Consider the following 24,199-nt stretch of genomic DNA (forward strand, 5'->3'; position numbering starts at 1 on the left):
TTTTATATAATAAGAAAAACTAAGGTGGGTATATGGAAGAACTAGTGACAAAAATGACAGCCGATTTTCTCAAATCTCTTGCCCATCCGGCCCGGATCAGAATTTTGAAGATGCTGGGCCCCGGTGAACGGTGCGTATGTGATTTATCGGCCGAGATAGATATTGAGCAATCCAATTTGTCGCAGCATTTAAGCATTCTCAAGAAACAGGGTCTTATCGGCTCTCGCAAGGAAGGCACAAAAGTAATTTATCGTATCCTTTATCCCTCCGTACTAGAAGTCATCAACCTGGTGGAAGAGACGTTAAGCCAGCAGATCAGCCATAGCCAGAGTCTTTTGAAACACTTAAAATAAAATACGACAATACGCCGCCTATTGGCAGTATTTGAGAATTTTTAAATTGGCTTCAATTAGTTTGGAGCCATATATTTTTACATAATTAATATTATGAACTTTACTGGACTTGACCGACGGTGCAGCTATGTTATAACATGAAAGACGGCATAACTTTTCATGCTGAATATTGGGCAAACCCGTCGAAAGGCGGGGACGCAAAGCTAAAGGGTCTAAGGACTTCGTGTCTATGATTGCCAGCTGCCGGTTAACAGGAGTTAACTGATTGTATTTAGGCAGCATTTGTCTGCCTTTTTTATTTCGCCATAAACAGGAAAGGAGACGGCAAAATGACAAAACTGCTTTCCCGGTTCACGATGAAGACTAAACTACTATTGACTTTCGTTGTGGTTGCGCTGGCGCCGTTGGTAGTTCTAAGCGGAATTAGTTTCTATCAGACTTATCAGAAAGATGTGCAGAGTACATATCAGGATAATCAGCGAATGGCGGCAGTTTTGGCCGGTGAATTTGAAAGCATGGTTCAGTCATGGACTGATGCTTTGCGGCTAATAAGTCAGACCCCGCAAATTATGAGCATGGATCCAGCGCAACAAGTTCCGATGTTAAAGCTGGTTAAACAGCAATATACTGATTTTACCAATGTTTATGTGGCCGATACGACCGGACGCCAGATCGCCCGCGATGCGGGCGAGCCTGTCAATATTGCCGACAGGGCTTATTTCCAGGCAATAATGAAGGGTGCGCCAGTCGCGATCAGTGACGCTCTTATTTCCAAATTGACCGGGCGCCCAACGGTGATAATTGGCGTACCGGTGAAAAATGCCCAAGGCGAGGTGGTGGGAGCGCTTTGCGCTACCGTCGATTTGGGGGCGCTTGATGCTAAAACCCAGAAGATTAAGCCGGGCGAAACAGGGTATACGTTTGTTACCGACAATACTGGCCGGCTGATAGTCCATCCTAAAAAGGACTTTGTCATAAATCTTAAGAATGTCAGCGACTTGCTGCCGGTACAAAGGGCGATGGCGAGGACAACCGGCTTTGTCGCCTATGAGTTTGAAAATGAAAAGAAACTAGCTGGTTACGCTTATGTGCCCAGCACAGGGTGGGGCGTAATCATTCAGTTGCCGCAAGACGAGGCATTGGCCGACGCTCGCCGCCATATCGTGGTATCAGGCGCGATGGTGGTGGCGGTAATACTGTTTATTGTTGCCGCTGCCGTGGTAATTGCGCGGTCGATAGCCCGGCCAATCGGCCAGGTAGTGGAATTTACCCGCGCTGTTGCCCAAGGGGATTTTACGCAGCAGCTGCCGGTAAGCGGGCGTGATGAAATTGCCCAGTTGGCAGAAGCCTTTAACATCATGACTGACCGGCTAAAAGAGCTGGTAATGAGGATAAATGCCAATGCCGAGCATTTAGCCGCCTCAAGTGAAGAACTGACGGCCAGCGCTGACCAGTCTACCCAGGCAGCCGGCCAGGTAGCCGCGTCCATCACTGATGTGGCCAAAGACGCTGAAAGGCAACTTGCTGAACTGGAGAACACTTCGGCGGTGTTGCAAGAGATGTCGGCAAGTATTCAGCAGGTGGCGGTTAATGCCAAGCAGGTTGCACTTCAATCGGACCAGGCTGCCGGCAAAGCCCAAAATGGCAGCAACCTGGTAGACCAGGCAGTTGGCCAGATGGCGCAGATTGAGCAGACCGTAGCCGCTTCTGCCCAGGCTGTTGCCAGTCTTGGCAACCGGTCCGACCAGATTGGTCAAATCGTGGATACCATCGCCGGCATTGCCAGCCAGACAAATCTGCTGGCCTTAAATGCCGCCATTGAGGCGGCTCGCGCCGGAGAAGCGGGGCGTGGTTTTGCCGTTGTGGCCGAGGAAATAAGAAAATTGGCCGAACAGGCGCAGGAAGCGGCCAAACAGATTGCTGCCCTGATTGGTGAGATCCAGGGTGAGACGGCGAAAGCCGTTATGGCTATGGAAAGCGGGACTCGGGCCGTCAGGACGGGGACGGAAGTCGTCAATACCGCCGGCCAGGCCTTCCGCGAAATTGTTAGTTTGGTAACCGAGGTTTCCGGCCAAATCAAAGAAATCACCGCGGCTATTGACCGGCTCGCAGCCGGCAGTCAGCAGATTGTTGGGGCGGTTGCGCATCTTGACGAGTTGAGCAAAATGACGGCAGCAGAATCGCAGACCGTGTCGGCGGCGACCCAAGAACAGCTGGCATCGGCGGAAGAAATCGCATCCGCTAGCCAGGCGCTTGCCAGGTTGGCTCAAGAGTTGCAGCAGTCTGTCAGTGTCTTTCGGATTTAAAAACTTCAAACTGCTACTAACATGAAAAGACGCTGCCCCGGCAGCGTCTTTTCATGTTAGTCAATAATGGCGAGAAGTCGTTCTTTGTTCTTTTGTACGAGTTCTGACTCTGGGAAGAGGTTGTACGTTTTTTCTACGCCCCAGTCAGTGAGGACAATGCTATGGGTAACGGGGACATTGGCTTCCGCTAACGTTTTTGCCGCGCACTTCAAGGGGCAACCATCAATGGCGACAATTTTGCTACCGGCTTTGGCCGAAGCAACCATGCCGCTGATATGAGCGCCGATGCCGGCTAAACAGAAGTGTTTGCCATGGCCTTCCATGGCGAGCTGCCGCGAGATGTCGTTAGCCAGTTGACCTACGTTTGAACCGCCCGAACAGGGGAAAAATAAGGTCGGGGCTGCCGAACAAGAACAAGTTTCCGCCATAAATTTTCTCCTCTCTATTTTATTTTAAAAGTTTGGCAATTTCCTCGGGGGAGAGCAGTTTACCAGCTACTTTTACTACGCCGTCCACCACTAAGGCGGGCGTCATCATGACGCCATAGGACATAATGGCTTTAATGTCAGTGACTTTAGTGACGGTGGCGTCCAGGCCGAGCATGTCAACAGCCTTTTGCGCATTTTCGAAAAGGTTAGTGCATTTGGCGCAGCCGGTTCCCAGGATTTCGATTTTCATAAAAATTATCACCTCTTGATTTTTTAGAATAGAGCCCCATAAATCATGCCTGTAATGGTAGACATGACTACTACTAATGATACATAAACAAGCGTTTTTTGGGTACCCATGATTTGCCGGATTACCAGCATGCTGGGCAGACTCAGGGCCGGGCCAGCGAGCAGCAGGGCCAGGGCCGGACCTTTACCCATGCCAGAGCCGAGGAGACCCTGGATAATGGGCACTTCGGTCAGGGTGGCAAAATACATCAGTGCCCCCATTATACTGGCAAACAAGTTAGCTCCTAAGCTGTTGCCGCCGACCAAGGTCTTCACGTATTCGTCCGGAATCAGGCCGGCATCGGTGCCCGGCCGGCCGAGGAGCAGGCCCGCAAACAGCACGCCTCCTAAAAGGAGCGGTAGAATTTGTTTGGCGAAGAACCAGGCGCTGCCGTACCATTCGTGGCGCTCTTCCGCTTTAAACCAACTGCTGACAGTGAACAAAACACCGGCTAAACTCACGCCGGCCAGCCACCACTTATATGCATACACGGTGGCCCAGAAACCGGTTGTTTCCAAGGGGCGGCCCCAGTTGGCGAAAACGAGAAAAGCGACCATCGTAGCGAAGTAAACAATTTCTTGCCATAATTTACGGGAAAGGTTTGTTTCGTCAGGCATTACGAAGTTTTCTTCTTTTGCTTTTTCTTCTTCTCGATAGATAAAGGCCATGGCCAAGCCGATGATCACTGAAAAGGCAATAGCGCCGATGGTGCGAGCCACGCCAAGTTCCAGGCCAAGGATGCGGGCGGTCATGACAATGGCCAGGATATTGATGGCCGGACCGGAATAGAGGAAAGCCGTGGCTGGACCGATCCCCGCGCCGCGGGTATAGATGCCGGCGAACAACGGCAGGACCGTACAGGAGCATACGGCTAATATCGTACCGGAGACGGAAGCCACGCTGTAGGCAAGAAGTTTATTCGCCCCCGCACCTAGATAACGCATGACGGCGTCCTGTCGGACGAAGACGGATACGGCGCCGGCAATGAAGAAAGCAGGGACGAGGCATAGTAAGACGTGCTCTCGGGCATATTCATGCAGCATGGCGAATGCTTCCAGTATGGCGCTTTGCACCCGTGGGTGCTCGGTCGGCATAAAGTAGGCTGCCAGAAAGACTATAATAATCAAAAAAAGTTTTTGCCGCTCAGACATAGTCAAACCTCCTTTCTATATGATTTTTTTATAATTCTATTATATTATAAAATACTAGGAAATACATTGCCAAAATTATTTTTGGCAAACTAAAAGATATTGACGGGAAAAAAGTGTTTTATTATAATAAAAACATATTTAAATATATAAATACAAAAAATATAATAAAAAAAGAGGTGTTTCGTTTATGTTCCAGTACATCGCTGATTACCTCACGTACCAGGTTTTTCAACTGGCGCCTGGCAGCAAGCTGGCTGATGCCGCTAATTTTTTCATCTACGACACCATGAAAATTTTCTTCATGCTGGCCGTGATTGTTTTCGTCGTGGCGATTATCCGCACCTACTTTTCACCGGAGCGAACACGACAAATTCTCAGCCATAAGCGGGAATTTTTCGGTAACATCTCCGCCGCGCTGCTAGGGATAGTTACGCCCTTCTGCTCTTGCTCGGCGGTGCCGTTATTTATCGGTTTTCTTGAGTCGGGAGTGCCGCTGGGGGTAACGTTCTCCTTTCTTATTTCGTCGCCGATGGTGAATGAGATTGCAGTAGTCTTATTGTGGGGCATGTTTGGCTGGAAGATTGCCGCCATTTATATGCTTTCCGGCCTAACGGTTGCGATTATCGCCGGCATGGTGATCGGTAAGCTGAAACTAGAGCATCTGGTAGAAGAATATGTGTTTAAAATGAAGGTCGGACAGGGGCAGACGACGGCCACCGTCGCTTTTCGCGACCGGGTGGACTATGCGCTCAGTTATACAAGCGAATTATTGCGCAAGATTTGGCCCTATGTGGTGGTAGCCATTGCTATCGGTGGTTTCATTCACGGTTATGCGCCCGCGGACTTTTTAGTACAATATGCGGGTAAAGACAACTGGTTTGCCGTCCCGCTGGCCGTGGCTATTGGCGTGCCTCTTTATTCCAACGCTGCCGGCACCATCCCCATTGTCTACGCGCTGGTGGAAAAAGGCATGAGTATTGGGACGGTGCTGGCCTTCATGATGTCGGTGACGGCGCTGAGTTTGCCGGAGATGATTATACTCCGCAACGTGCTGAAGCCGAAGCTCATCGCCGTTTTTGTCGGTATTATGACAGTGACCATCATATTTACCGGATATCTGTTCAATACAATTTTATAATAGGGAGGAACAGAGTGAGATAGCCCCCGGACAGAGTAATTGTCCGGGGTTTCGTCGGCTTAAGGGCACAATTTAAATGGTTTGGAGGCTAATTACCGCCAAAGCCGATGACCTAGGTATAATAGGGTCAACAGCACCGGTTGGTGGATGAGGTAGATGAAAAGTGAACGCCTGCCGAGCGTTGTCAGCCAAATGAACCGAGGGGGGCCGGGTATTCGGCTCATTTTTCGCTTGTATACTGTCCGGCCAAGGGCGTACCCTAATAAGAATACCCCGGTCCAGGGAAAAATTGGATAGTAGTCCAGCGAGGTAAAGTTTTCCGGCATGATACCAAAGGGCAGGAAAAGCGAATGGGAAACGGCATTTGTTTTGGCCAGCTGCCCTAAGGCCAGAAAAGCGAAAGCGATAATGGTTACGATAGCGGGGTGAAATCGCCGCAGGCCATGTCCCAGTAGCATGCTTACGCCCAGCAAATGTAAAATACCGAAGCGGATATAGGTCTGGGGATTATATATGTAGGTTATAGCCGTAAGGACCATGCCCCATGCGAAAACGGCCATTCCTCGCCGTAGCGGGCGGCGGCCGAGAACGGTGCTGACGCCGGACAGGAGCATGAACAGCACGGCCGATGAACGGCCTACCCAGAACCAAAAGCCGCTCAGGTATTCCAGTTTGGCGCCATAAAAATCTTTTAGATCCACGACAAGGTGGAACACGACCATGAGGACGATAGCCAGGCCCCGCAGGGCGTCAATCTCCCAAATCCTGTCGCTAGTCATAACATCCCTCAAAACCGAAACTCGGCCGCTAGAGAGCGGTCCATTCTTTTTTCGCTTCTTTTTGCCTTATACCTCCAGGCTACCCTCAAACCAGTCCTAAGCGGCTACGCTGACGGCTGGCATGGTCGTCCGCGCACAAGGGCAGGGCGCCTTATTTACGGTCATCACTTTTCCGGTGCTGCTGCCCGTGCTACTCATGAACATCCATTGCACGGCCACGCTGTTTGGCGGCGCGTTGCCGGCGGCGCCGGAACTGGCATTTCTGGCGGCTTTCGACGCGGCCTGGATAGTGGGCGGTTCGCTCTTATTTGATTATCTCTGGCAGGAGTGAAGGGGAGTAGTTATGGCCTTATTTGTACTATTGATTTGGCTTGGCGGCATCATCTATGCTATATTGTTCGTAGTATCGCCGACCGAAGGCTTAGGCGACCTTGTCCGGATCGCTTTTTTCCATATTCCCGTCGCCTGGGTGGCGGTCATGGCCTTTATGCTGTCTGCCTATTGGGCGGTGCGCTACCTGCGGACAGGCGATATCGTTTACGACTGGTGGGGAGCGGCTGCTGCCGGCTGGGGCCTTGTTTTCTGCCTGCTTGCTACCATAAGCGGGGCAATTTTTGCCAAACTGACCTGGGGGGCTTACTGGAACTGGGATCCGCGGCAGACGACTATCTTCGTTTTGTTGCTCTTGTATGGTGCGTACCTGGCCCTGCGGTCGGCAATTGCGGACGAAGCGCAGCGGGCCCGGGTGGCGGCCGTTTATTCCCTGCTGGCGGCAGGCAGCGTGCCGTTTTTAGTCTTCATTATTCCCCGCTACTATTTTTCGCTTCATCCGGAGCCGGTACTCAACCGCAACGGCCGCTTGGACATTGAACCGGTGATGTTGTGGGTGTTGCTTGCCGCCGTCGGCGCCTGCACCGCCTTTTTTTGGCAGCTGTTGACGCGGTCGGTGGCTAAACGCGGGCGCCGTACTAAACCGGGATGGAAGGGGACGGTACGGCCATGAGATCCTGGCGTTTGTTTGCATTGGCCGTGGTGCTTTTATTTTTGGCCTTTACGGCTTATATGCTGCGTGGTTCGCTTACTCCCTATGTTGATTTTGCGGAGGCCAGGCGGACAGGCAGCGTGGTGCAGGTGCGGGGCATAATGGCGTCACCGCCGGCGCCGGTCGCCGGTGATGACCGGGCTATCCGCTTTTGGTTGTGGGACGAAAAGGGCGAAGCAGCGCCGGTTGTGTATCGGGGGCCGACACCGGAAGGGCTGGAGCACGCCGACAGTATTGTGGTCGTTGGCCGTTACGGCCAGGCGGGGTTTATCGCCGAGAGGCTGCTGGTCAAATGTCCGTCTAAATACCGCAGCCAAAAGCAATAACACCTTTACGCGCGGCCGGCGCGATGGTATTATAAAAATATATATCTATTAATATTAAATATTGGTAAAAATACATTAGCCAGTTGTATATTTGACGGCTGCCCGCTAAGTCGGCCCAGAGGAGGAAAAACATGATTGGTTGTACTAAATTGCTGTGCGGCACGGCGACGGTGTCCGATATCGTAAAATATGGACGGCGTTCGCACAATTTGCCGCCGCAGATGCTGCAGTTTTCGTCTGATGCCACCCCTATCGTTGTCTGGAATATGACGAACCGCTGCAACCTGTCTTGCCAGCATTGCTACATCAGCGCTGAGGACCGGGAGTACGCCGGCGAATTGACGACGGAAGAGGCTAAAGCATTCATCGACGACTTGGCGGCCATGAAGGTGCCGGTACTGCTTTTTTCCGGCGGGGAACCACTGGTACGGCCCGACCTGTTTGAACTGGGCGCCTATGCCCGCGACCGCGGTATCCGTCCGGTCATATCTACCAACGGCACGCTGATTACGCCGGCGATAGCCGAACGGATCCGGGCGACAGGCTTTCAGTACGTCGGCGTTAGTCTCGACGGCAACGAAGAAGTCCATGACCGCTTCCGCGGCCGCAAGGGCGCTTTTGCCGAAACAATCGCCGGCATTCGCAATTCGCTCGCCGCCGGCAATAAGACCGGCATTCGCTTTACGGTCAATAAGCTCAATTACCATACCCTGCCCGAGGTGCTTGACCTTGTGGAGCGGGAAAAAATCCCCCGATTTTGTTTGTACCACCTGGTTTACGCCGGCCGCGGCCGGGGGATGGCCGACCTTGACATCTCGGCTAAGCAGAAGCGGCAGTTGATTGAGTTCTTAATTGAAAAGACGCAGGACTTCCACCGCCGCGGCGTGGAAACAGAAATTTTAACAACCGATAACCATGCCGACGGCATCTATATTCTCCAATATTTTGAACGCCACCAGCCCGAGCGGGTCGATGAGGTTCGCCAATTGCTGGAAATGCATGGCGGTTGTTCGGCCGGGCAGAAAATGGCCAATGTCGATCCCCGTGGCTATGTACATGCTTGCCAATTTTGGGGTCATAAGTCGTTGGGCAATGTGCGGGAAAAGCCGTTTAGCCAGATCTGGCAGAATACCCAGGATGAGTTTCTGCTCAAGCTGCGTGATAAAAGCAGTCATGTTGAGGGGCGCTGCGGCGAGTGCCGCTACAAGCGTTTGTGCGGCGGCTGCCGCATCCGGGCGGAGGCGGCAACCGGCAATCTGTGGGGCGAAGATCCGGCCTGCTATTTGACCGACTGGAAGGAGTAAGGGGTCATGATTATTTCCTGGAATACTACCCAGGCCTGCAATATTAATTGCCTGCACTGCTATCGCGATGCTGGGGCCAAACGGGCTGATGAGCTAACTACGGCGGAAGGTAAGAAGCTGCTTGGCGAAATCGCCAAAGCCGGGTTTAAGATTATGATTTTAAGCGGTGGTGAACCACTGCTTAGACCAGACATTTACGAGCTGATCCGGCATGCCCGCGCGGTGGGACTGCGGCCGGTCATTGGCACTAATGGCACCCTTATTGCGCCGGAGGTAGCGAAAAAGCTGAAGGATGCTGGCCTGGCCGTGGCCGGGATTAGTATCGATAGTCTTGACCGGTCGCACCACGACCATTTTCGCGGCTGCAGCGGCGCCTGGGAGCAAACGCTGCGTGGAATTGAAGCTTGCCGGCAGGCAGGGCTGCCGTTCCAAATTCACACTACCGTCACCAGCTGGAACGAACACGAAATCCTGGCCATTACCGACAAGGCGGTTGAACTTGGCGCTATTGCCCATCACATCTTTTTCCTGGTGCCGACCGGGCGGGGCAAAGATATTGAGGACACGACGCTAAAGACGGCGCAGTATGAGGCATTATTGGAACGAATCCTGGACAAGCAGGCTCAGGTACCGATCGAGATTAAGCCAACCTGCGCGCCGCAGTTCATGCGCATTGCCCGCCAAAAAGGCATGGCGATGCGTTACACGCGGGGCTGCCTGGCCGGTACGTCTTACTGCGTCATTTTGCCTAACGGCGATGTCCATCCCTGTCCTTATCTGCCCATCCGGGTGGGCAATGTCCGCGATACCGCTTTTGATGTATTGTGGCAGACCAGTCCGCTCTTTGGTGAGCTGCGGAGCGGAGTCCTCAAGGGCGCCTGCGGACGCTGCGGTTTTACCGACATCTGCGGCGGCTGCCGGGCCCGCGCTTATTACTACTCTGACGGTGATTATCTGGCGGAAGAGCCCTGGTGCAGCTATGGACGATAAAAGAAACAAAGGAGACCGAAGCGTTTTCGCTTTGGTCTCCTTTATTATTCTACGGCTACCGGTAGTTTGCTTCCTGGTTGACGCAAGCCGGCAGGGGCCGTCGGGCCAGACCGGCCAGCAGGTTATCGGCAGTAAGCATTGCCATGCGGTCCCGCGTCTCGTGGGTTGCGCTGCCGATATGGGGCGTAATGAGGACGTTGGGCAGGGTAAGAAGGGGATGGTCGCCAGGCAGCGGTTCGGGGTCGGTGACATCGAGGGCGGCGTAGGCAATTTGGCCTTCTTTCAGGGCGTCGTAAAGGGCTTGGGTGTCGACAAGGCCGCCGCGGGCGGCATTGATAAAATAGGCTGTCCGTTTCATTTTGGCAAACTCGGCGCGGCCGAACATGCCCTGGCTGGCGGGTGACAAGGGAACGAGGACGACGATACAGTCAGCCTGGGCTAGGAGGTCGTCAAACGCGACATAGGTGGCGCCCAGGTGTTCGTCGTCGGTGCGGCGGCTACGGTTATGGTAGATAACTTTCATGCCGCAGGCCTTCGCCCGCCGGGCTACCGCGGCGCCAATCCGGCCCATGCCTACGATGCCTAACGTTTTGCCATACAGGTCGATGCCGAAGGGCACGTCATGGTTATTGAGCCACCGCCCGCTGGCCACCTGGTTCCAGCCTTCATGAATGCGGCGGGCGGCGCAGAGCAGTAAGCCGAAGGTAAGGTCGGCCGTCGCTTCTACCAGCACGCCAGGCGTGTTGCCGAAAGGGATGCCGCGGCGGGTGCAGGCGGCAATGTCCACATTATCGTAACCTACCGATGCTTGGGCGATTACGCGCAGACGCGGAGCGTGGGCCAAGAGTTCGTCGTCTACCCGCACGTCGCCGGTGGAGACAAGGCCTTCGGCATCAGCCAGCCACTCATAGAGCAGGTTACGGGGAATGGGCTCAATTTTATCCCACTGCCGGACATGACACTCGCTGCTGATTTTAGCGAGGGCGCAGGGGCGCATTTTACCGGCAACGACAACTTGATACTTTTTCACCGATAAGCCTCCTTGTGGTGAATGTATGCTTTATTATTCGCTACCAGGTAAAAAATTCCTGTCTGTTCCGTAGGGTATCACCGCTAACCCAGTGCACCATCACCAAATAAAACGGCAAAAGCGCCCTGTATGGGCGCTTTTGCCGGGGCCGTTTACCGTCCTGCCCAGGACTATGTACTGCAGCCTTCCTTGCAGTGCGTAACAGGACGCAGCATCATCCAAATTGTCGCCATCAGCTGACCTCCTTTCTTTAAAGTACTACATACTTATGAGCGGTAATGATCTAATATGCTGGCAATGTAAGGCAATTTAGGCCAAGCGCAAGCCCTACTTTCTTACTAGAATTAGCAACATTTTGAAATTTTCCACGGCCTCAAGCCCATGGGGGACGTCAGCCGGCATGACAACCGCCTCGCCTTTCTTGGCCCGCACCTTTTTATCGCCAATAGTAATTTCCGCTTCGCCGTCCAGCATGTAGACCATGGCGTCGCCGGGGGCGGAATGGGTACTAACTCCTTCCCCTTTGGCAAAAGCAAATAGCGTCATGCTTAGCGTTTCGTTTTGGACAAAGGTCAGACTGATCACCTGGCCGGGCTGATATTTTACTAAATCGGCCAATTCCACGGCAGTGCTGAACTCAATATTTTTAATGAATTTTTTTTCCATTTCCGGATACCTCCATAGCGCCTGGCGCCGCTTTTCTTTTGCTTTTATTTTACACCCTAATATTCCCCGCTGCTGTGATGGTCATCACAGTGACAAAAACAGCAGTGCCGCATATTATAAGGCGTAAAGGCAAAGACGCCGAACGGTTGCTTTGGGTAAGCAGCAAGGCGGCGTTTTATTTTTTAAGGAGTGAGCTTTCATGTGCGGTATTACCGGATGGATTGATTGGCAGTCCGACCTTACCAAGGCCCAACCTATCCTGGCGGGTATGGTGAAGACGCTGGCCGCCCGCGGGCCTGATGCCGAGGGAATGTATTTCGGCGCCCATGTCGCCTTGGGCCATCGTCGTCTGAGCGTCGTCGATCTGGAAGGAGGCAAACAGCCGATGATGCGGCAAAACGGCGATAGGACCTGTGTCGTCGTTTATAACGGTGAACTTTATAACACGCCGGAACTGCGGCGCGAATTGGTAGGGCGCGGCCATACCTTTTGCACAACCTCGGACACCGAAGTGCTATTGTTGGCTTATATGGAATGGGGAGTCGCCTGTGTCAATAAGTTTAACGGCATCTTTGCGTTCGCCGTATGGGACGAGCAGGCGCAGCACCTTTTTTTAGCCCGTGACCGTCTGGGGGTCAAACCGCTTTTTTACGCCGAGCGGGGAGGAGGCTTGATTTTTGGTTCCGAACTCAAGGCGCTGCTAGCTCATCCTGCCGTTAAGCCCGAAATTGACACCGAGGGATTGGCCGAAATCTTTATGATCGGACCGGCACGCACGCCAGGCCATGGTATTTTTCGCGGCGTAGCCGAACTCAAGCCGGGTTGGTGTATGGTCTACAGCCGGGAGGGCAAGCGCCTGTGGCCGTATTGGTCGCTGGTCTCCCACCCCCATCCGGATGATTTCCGGACAACAGTGCAGACAGTGCGTGACCTCTTGCAGGACGCTGTCCGCCGCCAGCTTGTCGCCGATGTGCCGGTATGCACGCTGCTTTCCGGCGGTCTCGATTCCAGCGCTTTGACCGCCTTCGCGGCCCAAAGCCGGCGGGAGGAGGGCCAGGACCGGCTGGTTACCTATTCCGTCGATTATGTCGATAATGATAAATATTTTCGGTCTAATTCCTTTCAGCCCAATGCTGACGCCCCCTGGGTGGAGCGCGTGGCCGACTATTTTAATACTTGCCACCGCTGCGTCATCCTTGATAATGCCGAATTGGCCGATGCCCTGGCTAAGGCAACGGTGGCCCGTGACCTCCCCGGCATGGCAGATGTGGATACTTCGCTGCTATTGTTTTCCCGTGAAATAAAAAAAGAAGCCACGGTCGCCTTGTCAGGCGAGTGCGCCGATGAGGTTTTTGGCGGCTATCCATGGTTTCGTCAGCCCGAGATGATTGGCGCCGGCACCTTTCCCTGGTCGCGGCTGGTCAAGATGCGGGCTGCCTGGCTGTCACCCGAGGTGCGGGCCGCTATTCGCCCGGAGGAATATGTGGCCGACCGCTACCGGGAGGCGCTGGCCGAAGTGCCGCGGCTGCCAGGCGAGGACGCGCGGGCGGCGCGGATGCGGGAGATTTTTTATCTCAGCCTGACCCGGTTCATGCCTACCCTGCTGGACCGCAAAGACCGCATGAGCATGGCTTTCGGCCTGGAGGTACGGGTGCCGTTTTGCGACCACCGGCTGGTCGAATATGTATGGAATGTGCCGTGGGAAATGAAGAATTACCGGAATCGCGAAAAAGGGCTGCTACGGTACGCTCTGGCCGGTTTATTGCCTGATGAGGTGTTATGGCGGCGGAAAAGTCCTTATCCCAAGACCCATAATCCGGTCTATCTGGAAAAGGTGCGGGCCGAAGCGCTGCAACGCTTAAGCGACCCGGCGTCGCCGCTCAGGCCGCTTGTCGACGAAGCTAAAATCCGGGACATGGCCTATTCCGATTTTGCTGCTTCGCCGCTGCCATGGTTCGGGCAGCTCATGGGCGGGGCCCAGCTCTTCGCCTATCTCATACAAGTGGACGTCTGGCTGCGATATTACCGTGTCCAGGTGTGCTAGGCATGTTAGACGATGCATTTTAGCTTAAAGTCCAGCGCGTCACAGGAAACCAGGTGGCAGGCGGCGCCACCGAAAATGCCGGTAGGCGCGGTGCGGATGGCTTCGTCATGGAGGTGGCCGAATACGCAGATTTCTACGCCGAACTCGGCCATAAGATCGGTAAAGCCGCTCGGCTCATGGCGATCGTTGACCGGCGGATAATGTAGCATCAGAATGTAGCGGCGGTAGCCGGCCTGGGCGGCAGCGGTAAGGGTGGCGCGGACTCGGTTTAGTTCCCGCAGGTAGATAGGCATGTCTTCGGCTTCGGCAAAAGAGCGGTCGCCGGGACAGGTCCACCCGCGGCTACCGCAAATGGCAAAAGAACCGGCGGGTGTAAAGGTGTTGTGGAGAAAGGTGATTTGGCCACCTACCACCCGCGTCATCTTGGAAACCGTCTGCCACCAATAATCATGGTTGCCGCGCACGATGACCTTGCGGCCAGGCAAGGCGTCGATGGCCCGCAGGTCGGGCAGGGCTTCCTCCAGCTTCATTGCCCAGGAAATATCGCCAGGCAGGAGGACAATATCATCGGGCGTTACTTTTTCCAGCCAGTCCGCTTTGATTTTCGCCCAGTGATTGTGCCAGTGTTCGCCGAACACCGACATGGGTTTGAACGGCGGGTCGCCGGAAAGATGCAAGTCGGCAATGGCAAAAATATGCATAGTGCTGTTCCTCTTAAACAAAGTTTAATGGATTTGGCAGGATTTTCCTAACATGACGGCTTTACTAACAGGATAACCTAAAACCAAGGCGATTAACGGACAGGAGGCATTGGCGGTCATGGTAGAAGATAACGCTAACAAAGTACCGGCCCAGCGGCAGGAACCGGGTCTGGATTACACGGCAAGCAGCGCCGTTGACCCGTCGCTGCAGGAAGAGAGCAAACGCACCATCAACTATCTGGTCCACCGCATGCTCTGGGATCAAATGGATAAAGTCGATTTAGACGACCTTGCCATTTCTCGCAAAGGGACGATGGAAGTACAAGATGACTTGTAAACAGGCGCAAAAGCCTGTTTTTTTATATTCTCTCCGTTACCTTTCCAATTTCCCGTCGTTTAATCCGGTAGAGCGCCACGAAACCAGCAAATTTTGCCAGGGGGTGACTAATCAGTCAGGATCTGCTATAGTATAACTGTCGATTATTTTACATAAGGAGGAGATACCATGACAAGAAAACAACTGCTAAAAGCAACTTCCCTGATGGCGATTCTCGTGATGGTGGCGCTGCTGGCCGGCTGCGGCGGTGGCGGCTCGGCCGCGAAACGGCTGACCGGTCTGGCACCTGACGCCGTTGTGCAGGCTTTCTTTGACGCGGCCAAAAATAACCGGCTAAATGAAGCCGCTCTCTACGTCACGCCCGATTCTCGCCGCGATACGCGGGCCCTGATCGATTTTCTCAGCGGACAAAATGGTCTGGCCGAACTTAAGCAGGCCAACCTGGTAAAAGTGACGAAGGTAGCCGAGCAGGGCAATTATGCCGTAGTTCTGGCGACTTTGCAGACGGAGCCGAACAGCTTCAAACTTTCGGTTAAACCGGTTGGCCTGGAGAAAATTGACGGCGAGTGGTACATCGTCGACTTTAATAATATTTACGAAAATGCCAAGTACCAAGTATTGGCGCAGCTCTTAAAAAACATTTAAGCTGAGGCGGTAAACCGCCTCTTTTTTGCTTGTTGAACTCAGCACCTTTGGCGCTGGCGCTGCATAGGATATTATGTAAAAAATTAGGGGAGGGAAAGCGATGTCTGAAGAGCAGGAACGCAAGCCGGGACACGAGGATAATGAAGGCCGCCGCGGGGTGCATGTGCATGGGTACAATACACTGACCGAAGTTGCCGACGAGCACCAGCATGTGATTATGGGCGTTAGCGCGCCGGCCCGGTTGGCGGAAGGGTCGCACATTCACCGCGTGCGGGGCCGTACCAGTTTCCACGTAGACCACTGGCATTGGTACGATGTTCTGTCCGGCCCGGCGGTCGCCATGCCTGGTGGACAGCATATTCACTACTTTGCCGGGGAGACCAGCTTCGATGACAACCATACTCACGACTATAGTGGCGTGCTGGGGCTTAGTCCTGATGTGATGGATGATGATTGCGACGACGATAAGTATTATATGATGAAACCTAAATACCCGAAACGGGACTAAATCTCTCTTCGCCGGTATCATAAGACGATCGGCGCCTGTTTACAAGCGCGGCCGTCTTTTTTATTCGCCGAATGTTTTCCGGGGAAGCATGATGGGTTCAAATAGCAGGCATAGCAGTATGCCGGCCCGGTTCTGCCAAATATTGTATTACAGTTTTATAGAAAAACCAAGTCCAGAACAGAATAATATTAGAACAGAATAATATTACAACAAACATACGCTGATTTTCTACGTTGCTTTGACTGCGGACGGCATTTGCTCTGCCGGTCATTTATATGCGGATCGATCAACGATACCGGAATTGGCGGTCTTTTTTGGCGGCCAGCACGGTGATGACCGTCGGTCTTGCGTTTTTACTTGAGCCATTTATGGTATTGCCGATTTAATCGTCCGTCATTTCTCGGAATTTGATTACGCCAAGCTACAGGCTATTCATACCATCACAACAATTAACGTAAAATGGTGAAGGGGTGTGTGTGTTTAAGGCCGAAGGTCGGGCCGCGCAGCCGACAAGTTATTGTCAAAAGGAATAATTAGAATGCTTAATATGTATTGTACCTAATAAGAAAATAGGTATATAATAGACCCGTAAAAAGCATCGTCCACGTCATGGGACTGTTGACCCGCCAAGTCGACAGTCTTTTTTTTTCTAACGGAGGCTCTTGTTTTTTTGCGCAATGGGCAGGGAATGGTATAAGAGAGCGAGAATTATTTTATTTTAATGGTTAAAGGCATAGCCATTGATAATTGCACAAAGGATGAAGGATTAATGGAACGCTGCGCCTGGGTAACGGACGACCCGCTGTACCTGGCCTATCATGACCAGGAGTGGGGCGTGCCGGTTTACGACGATAATAAGCTCTTTGAAATGTTGATTTTGGAAGGCGTTCAGGCCGGGCTGAGTTGGCTTACCGTCCTGAAAAAACGGGAAAATTACCGCCAGGCCTTCGACGGCTTCGATGCGGCCAAAGTCGCTGCTTATGACGAAGCCAAGGTCGGCGAATTACTGCGCAACCCGGGCCTTATCCGCAACCGGCGTAAAATCGAGGCCGCGGTTGCCAACGCGCGCGCTTTTCTCGCTGTCTGCGAGCAGTTTGGCTCCTTTCGCGATTACATTTGGCAATTTGTCGGCGGCGTGCCCCGGCAGAACAACTGGGCGTCGTGGCGGGAGGTTCCGGCCGAAACTGCCGAATCGCGCGCCATGAGCAAAGACTTGCGGCAGCGGGGTTTTTGCTTTGTCGGCCCTACTATTTGCTATGCTTTTATGCAAGCTACCGGTATGGTCAACGACCATACTACCGATTGCTTCCGCTACCACCAGATCAGGGACGCCGTTCAAGGGAGGTTTTACCATTATCGTCTTTGAGCCTGTCAAGTTGGAAGATAAACCGCTTTTTGATCATTATTTCCACGCCCGCCGCTATGAAGCGTCGGAGTGTACCTTTACCAACCTGTATATATGGCAGCCCGGCTATAACCTGGAATGGGCCCTGATTGACGGCTTTCTTTGCCTGCGGGCTCTGTGGCAGGGGCAGGCCTTTGTTTTTCCCCCCTTTGGGCCGCCGGTAGGGGTGGAAAGAGTGCTTGATCAGTTAGCCGAGCAGTTCGCGCGCGAAGGGCGGCCGTTTTTCATGAAAGCCGCGACGGTCGACCTGGTGCAGTACCTTGAATCAGTGCGGCCGGGATATTACCATTTCCGGGCCGACCGCGACAATTTTGACTACGTTTATTTAGTCAAGGATCTTATTGAGGCTTAAAGGCCGCCGTTACAACAGCAAAAAAAACCACCTCAACTATTTTTGCAGTTATAATCCGCAGGCCCGCTTATGTGCCGATCACGCCGGACCTTATTCCGGCCTGCGTCAAGAGTACGCTCGCTTGGTATGAGCGCCGCTGCGACGATGACCCTTGTATGGGACACGAAAAAGAAGCTATTCTAAGGGCTTTCGCCCATTTCCGCGAACTTAAGCTGGTCGGTGGGGCCATTGTCATTGACGGCAAGGTGGAGGCGTTCACGTTTGGTGAAGCGCTTAACAGCGACACCGTCGTTGTTCACATCGAAAAGGGCAATGCCGATTTCCGCGGCATCTACCAGATGATTAACCAGCAGTTCTGCCGCCAGTGGCGGCATATGCGCTATATTAACCGGGAAGAAGACATGGGGATCGAAGGATTAAGGCAGGCCAAACTATCCTACCGGCCGGTGAAAATGGTGGAAAAGTATGATGTTACTATCGGCAAATGAGGTGACTTTATGGAGTTCAGGCTGATAAATGCGGCCGATACGGAAGAGGTTAAATGGCTGTGGTCCTACTGTTTCGAACAGGAGGGTCACCCTTTTTTTAATTGGTTCTTTTCCGAATATTACCGACCGGAAAATGTTTTGGGCGGATACGACCAGGGCCGGCTGGCCACCTGTATTCATATAATTCCTTACGAAATTTTTTTGCGGGAAAAACCCCTGCCGGTGGCGTTTTTAGTTGGGCTGGCCACTGTTCCCGGCAGCCGCGGCGGCGGCGCAGCGGGAAAGCTGCTCCAGGCCGCTCTGAGCGAAGCGCGCGGCCGCGGGCAGTACGCCAGCATCCTTATTCCGAGGCGGAATGGCTTTTACCGTCCTTTTGGCTGGGAACTTTGCTACCATCACTACCGTTACAACATAGCCGCCACCGACCTTGTGCACGTTGCTAAGCGGCACGGCGTGTTCCGCCGGCTCGATATGGTCGACGAATGGTCGGCTCTGGCCAGTGTTTATGAGGCCTTTGTCGCCGGCCGTCACGGCTATGCGCTCCGTCGGGCGGCCAACTGGCGCAGCCTGCTGGCCGCCCACCTGGCGGAAAAGGGGTTTATCTATGTATTAGAGGATGAGGGCCGGCCCAAGGGTTATATCCTTTATCACCGGGGTGAAAACATCCTGACGGTGACGGAAATGGCCTATGCGGACGGGCGGGCGCAGCAGGCGCTGTTTTATTTTCTTTACCAACACCGCTATCAAACGGAACGGATTGAGTGGAATGCTCCCCTCGATGATGGGATTCACTTTGCCTTGCCTAATCCGAAAAAAGAGGTATGGCTCCATCCGTTTATGGCCGGTCGGATAGTGGACGTAGCGGCTTTGCTTACCGCTGTTAGTTATCCGCCCGGGGCGGCCGGGAGGACGGTTTTGTGCATTGAGGACGGGTTGGCCGACTGGAATAACGGCTACTTCACGCTGGAGGTAGCCGCTGGACAGGGACAGGTGACGCGCGCGGCTGAGGTTAAGGCCGATGTTTACTGTTCCGTGGGAGCGTTGGCGCAGCTTGTTTTCGGGCGGCTCAGCGCTCGGGAACTGGCGGCGGCGGGTCGGCTGACCGCGTCGTCGCAGGGGTTGGCGCTTTTGGACCAGTTTTTTCCGCCGCGTGTCAATTATATTAACGAATACTTTTAGCCAACAGGGGATGCCAAGTGAAACAGTTCATCAATATTGTCCGCAACCGGCAATTTCAAAATATCGTCCTGTCCCAGCTTTTTACGGTCTTCAGCACTAACTTACTGTTGCCGGATTATCGTTCAGCACAGTAATCCGGCCAATAAAGGGACGGCGCTCAGTGTGTTGTCAGCAGCAGGCGATATCGGCGTCGCCGTTGGTTCGTCGGTATTGGGGATGGTGGCCGAATGGTTTGGTTACAAAGTTCTGTTTGCGGCGGCAACCATGGTGGTACTTGTCTGTACCTATTATTTCTATATTGCCCTGAAAGGCAGACGGCAAGCAACGTTACATCCAAGCCGAGCAAAGGATTGCCATAATGCTTAAGTCATAACTTACCAATCAGTGGTAAATACTAAACGCCAAGTACGGCGAGGTCGTAAGTGACCGTGGCGGAAAGGCTGCTTCAGTAGTCGGATTTGGCAGGAAATCGCCTGCTGGCGACGAAATACACAAGATAAATCAAATAAGCGAAGAGGAGTAGCATTATGAGTTCCAATCCAATTGTTCCAAGCAATTTTATTCAGGAAATTATTAATGAGGATTTAAAAAACAATACATATGGCGGCCGTGTCCACACCCGCTTTCCGCCGGAGCCTAACGGCTATTTGCATATCGGCCATGCCAAGTCCATTTGTCTGAACTTCGGTCTGGCTAAAAAGTACGGAGGACTGTGCAACCTGCGGTTCGATGATACCAACCCCAGCAAGGAAGAAGTTGAATATGTTCAGTCGATTATCAATGATGTCAAGTGGCTGGGATTTGACTGGGAAGACCGGATGTTTTACGCATCGGACTATTTTGACCAGCTCTATGAGTTTGCCCTTAAACTGATTCGGGACGGCAAAGCCTATGTCTGTGACCTAAGTCCGCAGGAAATACGAGAATATCGCGGCACGTTGACGCAGCCGGGCAAAGAAAGTCCCTACCGCAATCGGTCGGTCGAGGAAAACCTCGATTTGTTCCAGCGCATGAAGGCCGGCGAGTTTCCGGACGGTTCCCGCGTGTTGCGCGCCAAAATCGACATGGCGTCACCCAATCTCAATATGCGCGACCCGGTGTGTACCGGATTATGCGGGCGACGCACCATCGCACGGGCGATAAATGGTGCATTTATCCCATGTACGACTATGCCCATCCTTTATCTGACGCATTGGAAGGCATTACCCACTCTATCTGCACCTTGGAGTTTGAAGACCATCGGCCGCTGTATGACTGGGTGCTTGAAGCTTGCGGCTTTGGCCCTGGCCGCCCGAAACAGATCGAGTTCGCCCGGCTTAATCTGACAGAATACCGTTATGAGCAAGCGCAAATTGCGCCTGCTGGTCGAAAAAGGCTATGTCAGCGGCTGGGATGACCCGCGCATGCCCACCATTTCCGGACTAAGGCGGCGCGGCTATACCCCTGAAGCCATTCGCGACTTTTGCGACCGTATCGGCGTCGCCAAGAGCAAACAGCACGGTCGATATTGCCCTACTGGAACATTGCATTCGCGAAGATCTTAATACCCAGGGCGCAGCGGGCAATGGCCGTCGATGCGCCCCCTAAAGGTGGTTATCGAGAACTATCCCGAAGGCCAAGTAGAAGAACTGAAGCGGGAGAACAATCCCGAGGCGCCGGAAGCAGGCACGCGTAAAATCCCGTTTTCCCGCGTCATCTATATTGAGCAGGACGATTTCATGGAAAATCCGCCCAAAAAGTTTTTCCGCCTTTCGCCCGGGCAGGAGGTCCGTCTTAAGCACGCCTACATCATTAAATGCGAGCGGGTGGTGAAAGACGAGCAGACCGGCGAAATTATCGAACTGCGCTGCACGTACGATCCGGAAACGCGCAGCGGCGCCGGGGCCAGCCGCAAAGTTAAGGGCACGCTGCATTGGGTGTCGGCAGCCCACGCCGTTCCGGCCGAAGTACGTTTGTACGATTACCTTCTGTTGGACGACAAGGAAGAGGAAGAAACAGAAGGTGATGATTTTCTGGCCAAGCTCAATCCTGCATCACTGGTTACGCTGACAAACTGTCTGGTTGAACCCAGCCTGGCTGGCGCGGCGCCAGGCAGCCGCTACCAGTTCCTGCGGCAAGGCTATTTTTGTGTCGACCCCGATTCAGCTAACGGCAAACTGGTCTTTAACCGGATTGTCGGCCTGCGCGATTCGTGGGCCAAATTGCAAAAAGAATAACAATAAGTCGGTCATGATTCGCTTTTTATCAAACATTCGCAAGCTCTTGTCACCGTCTTTGCCGTCAAGGACCGGGTACTGGGCCACAATCCCCTGGCGGCGATCTATAACTACGGATCTTATTACGAACGGTTCCAGCAAGACCGCATCAAAGAAGTGGGGATTAAGGAATAGGCGGCTTGTATTGACAGCAATGCCGGCGATAGTGTAACATATATTCCACAATACTATATATTTTATATTTTTTTGGAGGAGTCTGTCACAACAGGCTCCTCTTTGCCTTTTTTAGGGCAAACTAACACAAGAGGAGGACGGTAATGGACAATTGGGCTTTTTACGGTTCAATTTTACTCTTCCTGGCAGCCTATGGCTTGATCATCTGGGAAAAGATCAACCGCATGGTTGTGGCCATGAGCGGGGGCCTGCTGATGATTCTGATCGGGCTATTGGATCAGGAAACTGCCATTAAGGACGATATTGACTTTAATACCATTGGTCTGTTGGTGGGCATGATGATTTTGGTAGCCATCACGCGCCGTACCGGCGTATTTGAGGCCCTTGCTGTTTGGACGGCCCGGGCGGCAAAGGGGCGGCCGCTCGCCCTTCTCGGTTTGCTCTGCCTTATTACGGCGGTCGCATCGGCGCTCTTGGATAATGTGACAACGGTACTGCTGGTTGTCCCGGTCACACTGACCTTAACGGAAAAACTGCAGGTTGACCCGATTCCCTTTCTTATTTCCGAGATCCTGGCGTCTAATATTGGCGGCACGGCAACATTGATTGGTGACCCGCCCAATATTATGATTGGCAGCGCCGTAGGTTTTAGCTTTACCGATTTTATTGTTCATTTGGCGCCCATTGCCATCGTTGTCCTGGTGATAACTACGGCGCTACTAATGCTTCTCTACCGACGGGGGCTAACGGTGCGGGAGGAAGACCGCCAAAAGCTGCTCGCCTTGTCACCCGGGGATGAAATCAAAGACTGGCGCCTTTTGAAACAGTCGCTGGCCGTACTGGCACTGACGATTATCGGTTTTTCTTTCCATGGAATGTTGCACCTCGAGTCGGCAACCATTGCTCTCGCTGGCGCTATGTTGCTGATGCTTATCAACCGGGAAGAGCCGGAAGACGTGCTGCTGCATGTCGAGTGGCCGACGATTTTCTTCTTTGCCGGTTTGTTTGTCTTAGTGGGTGGCCTTAAGGCCACCGGTGTTATCCGGGCCCTGGCCGAGTGGAGCCTGGGAGTTACCCAGGGCGATGTGGCTGGCGCGTCTTACCTTATCCTGTGGGTAGCCGCCATTGCTTCTGCTTTTGTGGACAATATTCCCTTCGTGGCGACCATGATTCCCATGCTGCAGGACATGGGCCAAATCACCGGTATGAACCTTGAGCCGGTGTGGTGGTCGCTGGCGCTGGGGGCCTGTTTGGGCGGCAACGGTACGCTTATTGGCGCCTCGGCTAATGTTATTGTGGCCGGCATTGCCGAAAAGAACGGTTGCCCTATTTCCTTCCGTGGTTATTTTAAGGTCGCCTTTCCGTTTATGCTGTTGTCCATCGTTCTGTCTCACCTTTATATATCTTTGCGCTATTTTTAAGTGGTATTAAAGGCAAAAAGACTGCCGCGAGCTGTGCTTACGGCAGTCTTTTATCGTGTATTAGCGGTAATACCGGTTTTTGATATCTTGCACTACCTCATCGAGGTGGATGGAAACTTGGGGGATGGCGTAGCCGACAAAGATGGGCGACATAACAAAGCGAGGAACAATTTTGACTAAGATGCGGCCCGCAAAATGATAAAAGAAGAGGTTGTAACTGGTGCAGTTTTTGTGAAATCCATTGAGAATATAGTGGGCTGCTGTTTGAATAGCGTCAGCCATAGCGTCGAGGCGGTCAAAATCATAAAGGATGACATTGAATTCAAAAAAGCCAACGAGGGGCTTAGTCGATACATTGAACTCGACGCCGCTATGGCGGTGAACGATGAGGCCTTCAAACTGGTCAGCCGTGACGTTTTGCCGGTAGTCAATATTCTTTAGTCCTACAATTTGCATATGCGGGTGGCGGATGGTCCCGCCGGATAGGGGACCATGATTTTTGAAAAACAGCACCGACTTAAACTCGCCGCTCTTCTCCATGTTCAGCCAATTTCCCACGCCGAAGCGAATGACGGCATAGAGGTGGTCTTTCGGATAAGTTGACAGCTCGGCATCGCAATGGTCGGTCTCGATTAGCACTGTCTGGAAGGCATCCTGCAGTACGGGATACTTATTTTTTACCAACAGGATAGGGCCCTGTTCGGCCAGCACGCCGACCAGGCTGGACCGGTCGCAGAACGGGCACTTGGTTTCACGGTTAATAATGTTTTCCGGCTTGAGCCGGCCTAACCGGGTATCAAAAGCAAGATGGGTAGTCATACAATCACCTGATTATCCGCTTGATACTTTTATCTTAACCTTAAACAAGGAGAATGTCACTTGTTTGCAAGAAAAAAACCAAGACTGGATGAACGGTATGACCGTACA

General features: G+C 53.0%; 26 protein-coding genes, 1 pseudogene and 1 riboswitch. Of the genes and pseudogenes, 19 read left to right on the top strand and 8 right to left on the bottom strand.

Annotated features, from left to right (window positions below):
- Nucleotides 1-32 precede the first annotated feature (32 nt).
- Nucleotides 33-353 (top strand): ArsR/SmtB family transcription factor, encoded by a 321-nt coding sequence (locus TCARDRAFT_RS07405; RefSeq protein ID WP_007289370.1) that lies wholly within the window; start codon nucleotides 33-35, stop codon nucleotides 351-353.
- A gap of 162 nt (nucleotides 354-515) precedes the next feature.
- A riboswitch (cyclic di-GMP riboswitch) is annotated at nucleotides 516-601 on the top strand.
- Nucleotides 602-682: 81 nt separating this feature from the next.
- Entirely contained in the window at nucleotides 683-2,659 is a 1,977-nt protein-coding gene (locus tag TCARDRAFT_RS07415) for a methyl-accepting chemotaxis protein (protein WP_007289371.1), read from the top strand.
- Nucleotides 2,660-2,715: 56 nt separating this feature from the next.
- Here TCARDRAFT_RS07415 and TCARDRAFT_RS07420 read toward each other — a convergent pair whose 3' ends face one another.
- The 3 genes from TCARDRAFT_RS07420 to TCARDRAFT_RS07430 are packed head-to-tail and all read right to left on the bottom strand — an operon-like array spanning nucleotide 2,716 to nucleotide 4,527.
- A complete protein-coding gene (locus tag TCARDRAFT_RS07420; protein ID WP_007289372.1) occupies nucleotides 2,716-3,087 on the bottom strand; it encodes a putative zinc-binding protein in 372 nt (123 codons plus the stop codon).
- Nucleotides 3,088-3,106: 19 nt separating this feature from the next.
- Entirely contained in the window at nucleotides 3,107-3,337 is a 231-nt protein-coding gene (locus tag TCARDRAFT_RS07425) for a thioredoxin family protein (RefSeq protein WP_007289373.1), read from the bottom strand.
- Nucleotides 3,338-3,360: 23 nt separating this feature from the next.
- Entirely contained in the window at nucleotides 3,361-4,527 is a 1,167-nt protein-coding gene (locus TCARDRAFT_RS07430; protein WP_007289374.1) for a permease, read from the bottom strand.
- Nucleotides 4,528-4,714: 187 nt separating this feature from the next.
- Here TCARDRAFT_RS07430 and TCARDRAFT_RS07435 point away from each other — a divergent pair, with 187 nt between their 5' ends.
- On the top strand, nucleotides 4,715-5,665 hold the full coding sequence (locus TCARDRAFT_RS07435) for a permease (protein WP_007289375.1): 951 nt from the start codon (nucleotides 4,715-4,717) through the stop codon (nucleotides 5,663-5,665).
- Nucleotides 5,666-5,757: 92 nt separating this feature from the next.
- Here TCARDRAFT_RS07435 and TCARDRAFT_RS07440 read toward each other — a convergent pair whose 3' ends face one another.
- Nucleotides 5,758-6,444, bottom strand: a complete 687-nt coding sequence (locus TCARDRAFT_RS07440; RefSeq protein WP_007289376.1) for a heparan-alpha-glucosaminide N-acetyltransferase — start codon at nucleotides 6,442-6,444, stop codon at nucleotides 5,758-5,760.
- A 121-nt stretch (nucleotides 6,445-6,565) separates the two neighbouring features.
- On the opposite strand from TCARDRAFT_RS07440, the gene TCARDRAFT_RS07445 reads away from it, so the two are divergent.
- From TCARDRAFT_RS07445 to nirJ2, 5 genes are all read left to right on the top strand, one after another.
- Nucleotides 6,566-6,775, top strand: coding sequence for a hypothetical protein (locus TCARDRAFT_RS07445; RefSeq protein ID WP_040683178.1), 210 nt, complete (start codon nucleotides 6,566-6,568; stop codon nucleotides 6,773-6,775).
- Nucleotides 6,776-6,787: 12 nt separating this feature from the next.
- Complete coding sequence (gene ccsA / locus TCARDRAFT_RS07450; protein WP_007289377.1) at nucleotides 6,788-7,447, top strand: cytochrome c biogenesis protein; 660 nt, start codon at nucleotides 6,788-6,790, stop codon at nucleotides 7,445-7,447.
- On the top strand, nucleotides 7,444-7,812 hold the full coding sequence (locus tag TCARDRAFT_RS07455) for a cytochrome c maturation protein CcmE domain-containing protein (protein WP_007289378.1): 369 nt from the start codon (nucleotides 7,444-7,446) through the stop codon (nucleotides 7,810-7,812). Before ccsA ends, TCARDRAFT_RS07455 begins: the two co-directional genes overlap by 4 nt.
- 131 nt (nucleotides 7,813-7,943) lie before the next feature.
- A complete protein-coding gene (locus TCARDRAFT_RS07460) occupies nucleotides 7,944-9,116 on the top strand; it encodes a radical SAM/SPASM domain-containing protein (protein WP_007289379.1) in 1,173 nt (390 codons plus the stop codon).
- A gap of 6 nt (nucleotides 9,117-9,122) precedes the next feature.
- Nucleotides 9,123-10,106 (top strand): putative heme d1 biosynthesis radical SAM protein NirJ2, encoded by a 984-nt coding sequence (gene nirJ2, locus TCARDRAFT_RS07465; protein WP_007289380.1) that lies wholly within the window; start codon nucleotides 9,123-9,125, stop codon nucleotides 10,104-10,106.
- A gap of 55 nt (nucleotides 10,107-10,161) precedes the next feature.
- On the opposite strand, the gene TCARDRAFT_RS07470 is transcribed toward nirJ2, so the two are convergent.
- Entirely contained in the window at nucleotides 10,162-11,136 is a 975-nt protein-coding gene (locus TCARDRAFT_RS07470; protein ID WP_007289381.1) for a 2-hydroxyacid dehydrogenase, read from the bottom strand.
- Between the two features lie 327 nt (nucleotides 11,137-11,463).
- Nucleotides 11,464-11,802 carry a cupin domain-containing protein gene (locus tag TCARDRAFT_RS07475; protein ID WP_007289382.1) on the bottom strand — a complete coding sequence of 113 codons (339 nt, stop codon included), beginning with the start codon at nucleotides 11,800-11,802 and terminating at the stop codon, nucleotides 11,464-11,466.
- A gap of 199 nt (nucleotides 11,803-12,001) precedes the next feature.
- On the opposite strand from TCARDRAFT_RS07475, the gene asnB reads away from it, so the two are divergent.
- Nucleotides 12,002-13,846 (top strand): asparagine synthase (glutamine-hydrolyzing), encoded by a 1,845-nt coding sequence (gene asnB, locus TCARDRAFT_RS07480; protein WP_007289383.1) that lies wholly within the window; start codon nucleotides 12,002-12,004, stop codon nucleotides 13,844-13,846.
- 5 nt (nucleotides 13,847-13,851) lie between these two features.
- Here the strand turns inward: asnB and TCARDRAFT_RS07485 are convergent, their stop codons facing one another.
- Entirely contained in the window at nucleotides 13,852-14,547 is a 696-nt protein-coding gene (locus TCARDRAFT_RS07485; RefSeq protein WP_007289384.1) for a metallophosphoesterase, read from the bottom strand.
- A gap of 118 nt (nucleotides 14,548-14,665) precedes the next feature.
- Between TCARDRAFT_RS07485 and TCARDRAFT_RS07490 the strand changes: the two genes are divergently transcribed.
- The 10 genes and pseudogenes from TCARDRAFT_RS07490 to TCARDRAFT_RS07530 all read left to right on the top strand — a co-directional run bounded on the left by TCARDRAFT_RS07490 (nucleotide 14,666) and on the right by TCARDRAFT_RS07530 (nucleotide 23,272).
- Nucleotides 14,666-14,884, top strand: a complete 219-nt coding sequence (locus tag TCARDRAFT_RS07490; protein ID WP_007289385.1) for a hypothetical protein — start codon at nucleotides 14,666-14,668, stop codon at nucleotides 14,882-14,884.
- Between the two features lie 168 nt (nucleotides 14,885-15,052).
- Complete coding sequence (locus tag TCARDRAFT_RS07495) at nucleotides 15,053-15,529, top strand: nuclear transport factor 2 family protein (RefSeq protein WP_007289386.1); 477 nt, start codon at nucleotides 15,053-15,055, stop codon at nucleotides 15,527-15,529.
- 100 nt (nucleotides 15,530-15,629) lie between these two features.
- Nucleotides 15,630-16,037 (top strand): YmaF family protein, encoded by a 408-nt coding sequence (locus TCARDRAFT_RS07500; RefSeq protein WP_007289387.1) that lies wholly within the window; start codon nucleotides 15,630-15,632, stop codon nucleotides 16,035-16,037.
- 769 nt (nucleotides 16,038-16,806) lie between these two features.
- On the top strand, nucleotides 16,807-17,403 hold the full coding sequence (locus tag TCARDRAFT_RS07505) for a DNA-3-methyladenine glycosylase I (RefSeq protein WP_007289388.1): 597 nt from the start codon (nucleotides 16,807-16,809) through the stop codon (nucleotides 17,401-17,403).
- 10 nt (nucleotides 17,404-17,413) lie between these two features.
- Nucleotides 17,414-17,794 (top strand): phosphatidylglycerol lysyltransferase domain-containing protein, encoded by a 381-nt coding sequence (locus TCARDRAFT_RS16195; protein WP_007289411.1) that lies wholly within the window; start codon nucleotides 17,414-17,416, stop codon nucleotides 17,792-17,794.
- Nucleotides 17,795-17,865: 71 nt separating this feature from the next.
- Nucleotides 17,866-18,282 (top strand): DUF2156 domain-containing protein, encoded by a 417-nt coding sequence (locus tag TCARDRAFT_RS16200; protein WP_007289389.1) that lies wholly within the window; start codon nucleotides 17,866-17,868, stop codon nucleotides 18,280-18,282.
- Between the two features lie 9 nt (nucleotides 18,283-18,291).
- The gene (locus TCARDRAFT_RS07515) at nucleotides 18,292-19,461 is read left to right on the top strand and encodes a GNAT family N-acetyltransferase (RefSeq protein ID WP_007289390.1); all 1,170 of its coding nucleotides are present in this window, start codon (nucleotides 18,292-18,294) and stop codon (nucleotides 19,459-19,461) included.
- Between the two features lie 117 nt (nucleotides 19,462-19,578).
- A complete protein-coding gene (locus tag TCARDRAFT_RS15490) occupies nucleotides 19,579-19,827 on the top strand; it encodes a hypothetical protein (RefSeq protein WP_232199112.1) in 249 nt (82 codons plus the stop codon).
- A gap of 161 nt (nucleotides 19,828-19,988) precedes the next feature.
- A pseudogene (locus TCARDRAFT_RS07525) lies at nucleotides 19,989-21,677 on the top strand (glutamine--tRNA ligase/YqeY domain fusion protein).
- A gap of 317 nt (nucleotides 21,678-21,994) precedes the next feature.
- Complete coding sequence (locus TCARDRAFT_RS07530; RefSeq protein WP_007289395.1) at nucleotides 21,995-23,272, top strand: ArsB/NhaD family transporter; 1,278 nt, start codon at nucleotides 21,995-21,997, stop codon at nucleotides 23,270-23,272.
- Nucleotides 23,273-23,332: 60 nt separating this feature from the next.
- Here TCARDRAFT_RS07530 and TCARDRAFT_RS07535 read toward each other — a convergent pair whose 3' ends face one another.
- Nucleotides 23,333-24,091 carry a DUF4931 domain-containing protein gene (locus TCARDRAFT_RS07535; RefSeq protein ID WP_007289396.1) on the bottom strand — a complete coding sequence of 253 codons (759 nt, stop codon included), beginning with the start codon at nucleotides 24,089-24,091 and terminating at the stop codon, nucleotides 23,333-23,335.
- Between the last annotated feature and the right edge of the window lie 108 nt (nucleotides 24,092-24,199).

Source organism: Thermosinus carboxydivorans Nor1, assembly GCF_000169155.1.
Classification (GTDB): Bacteria; Bacillota; Negativicutes; order Sporomusales; family Thermosinaceae; genus Thermosinus; species Thermosinus carboxydivorans.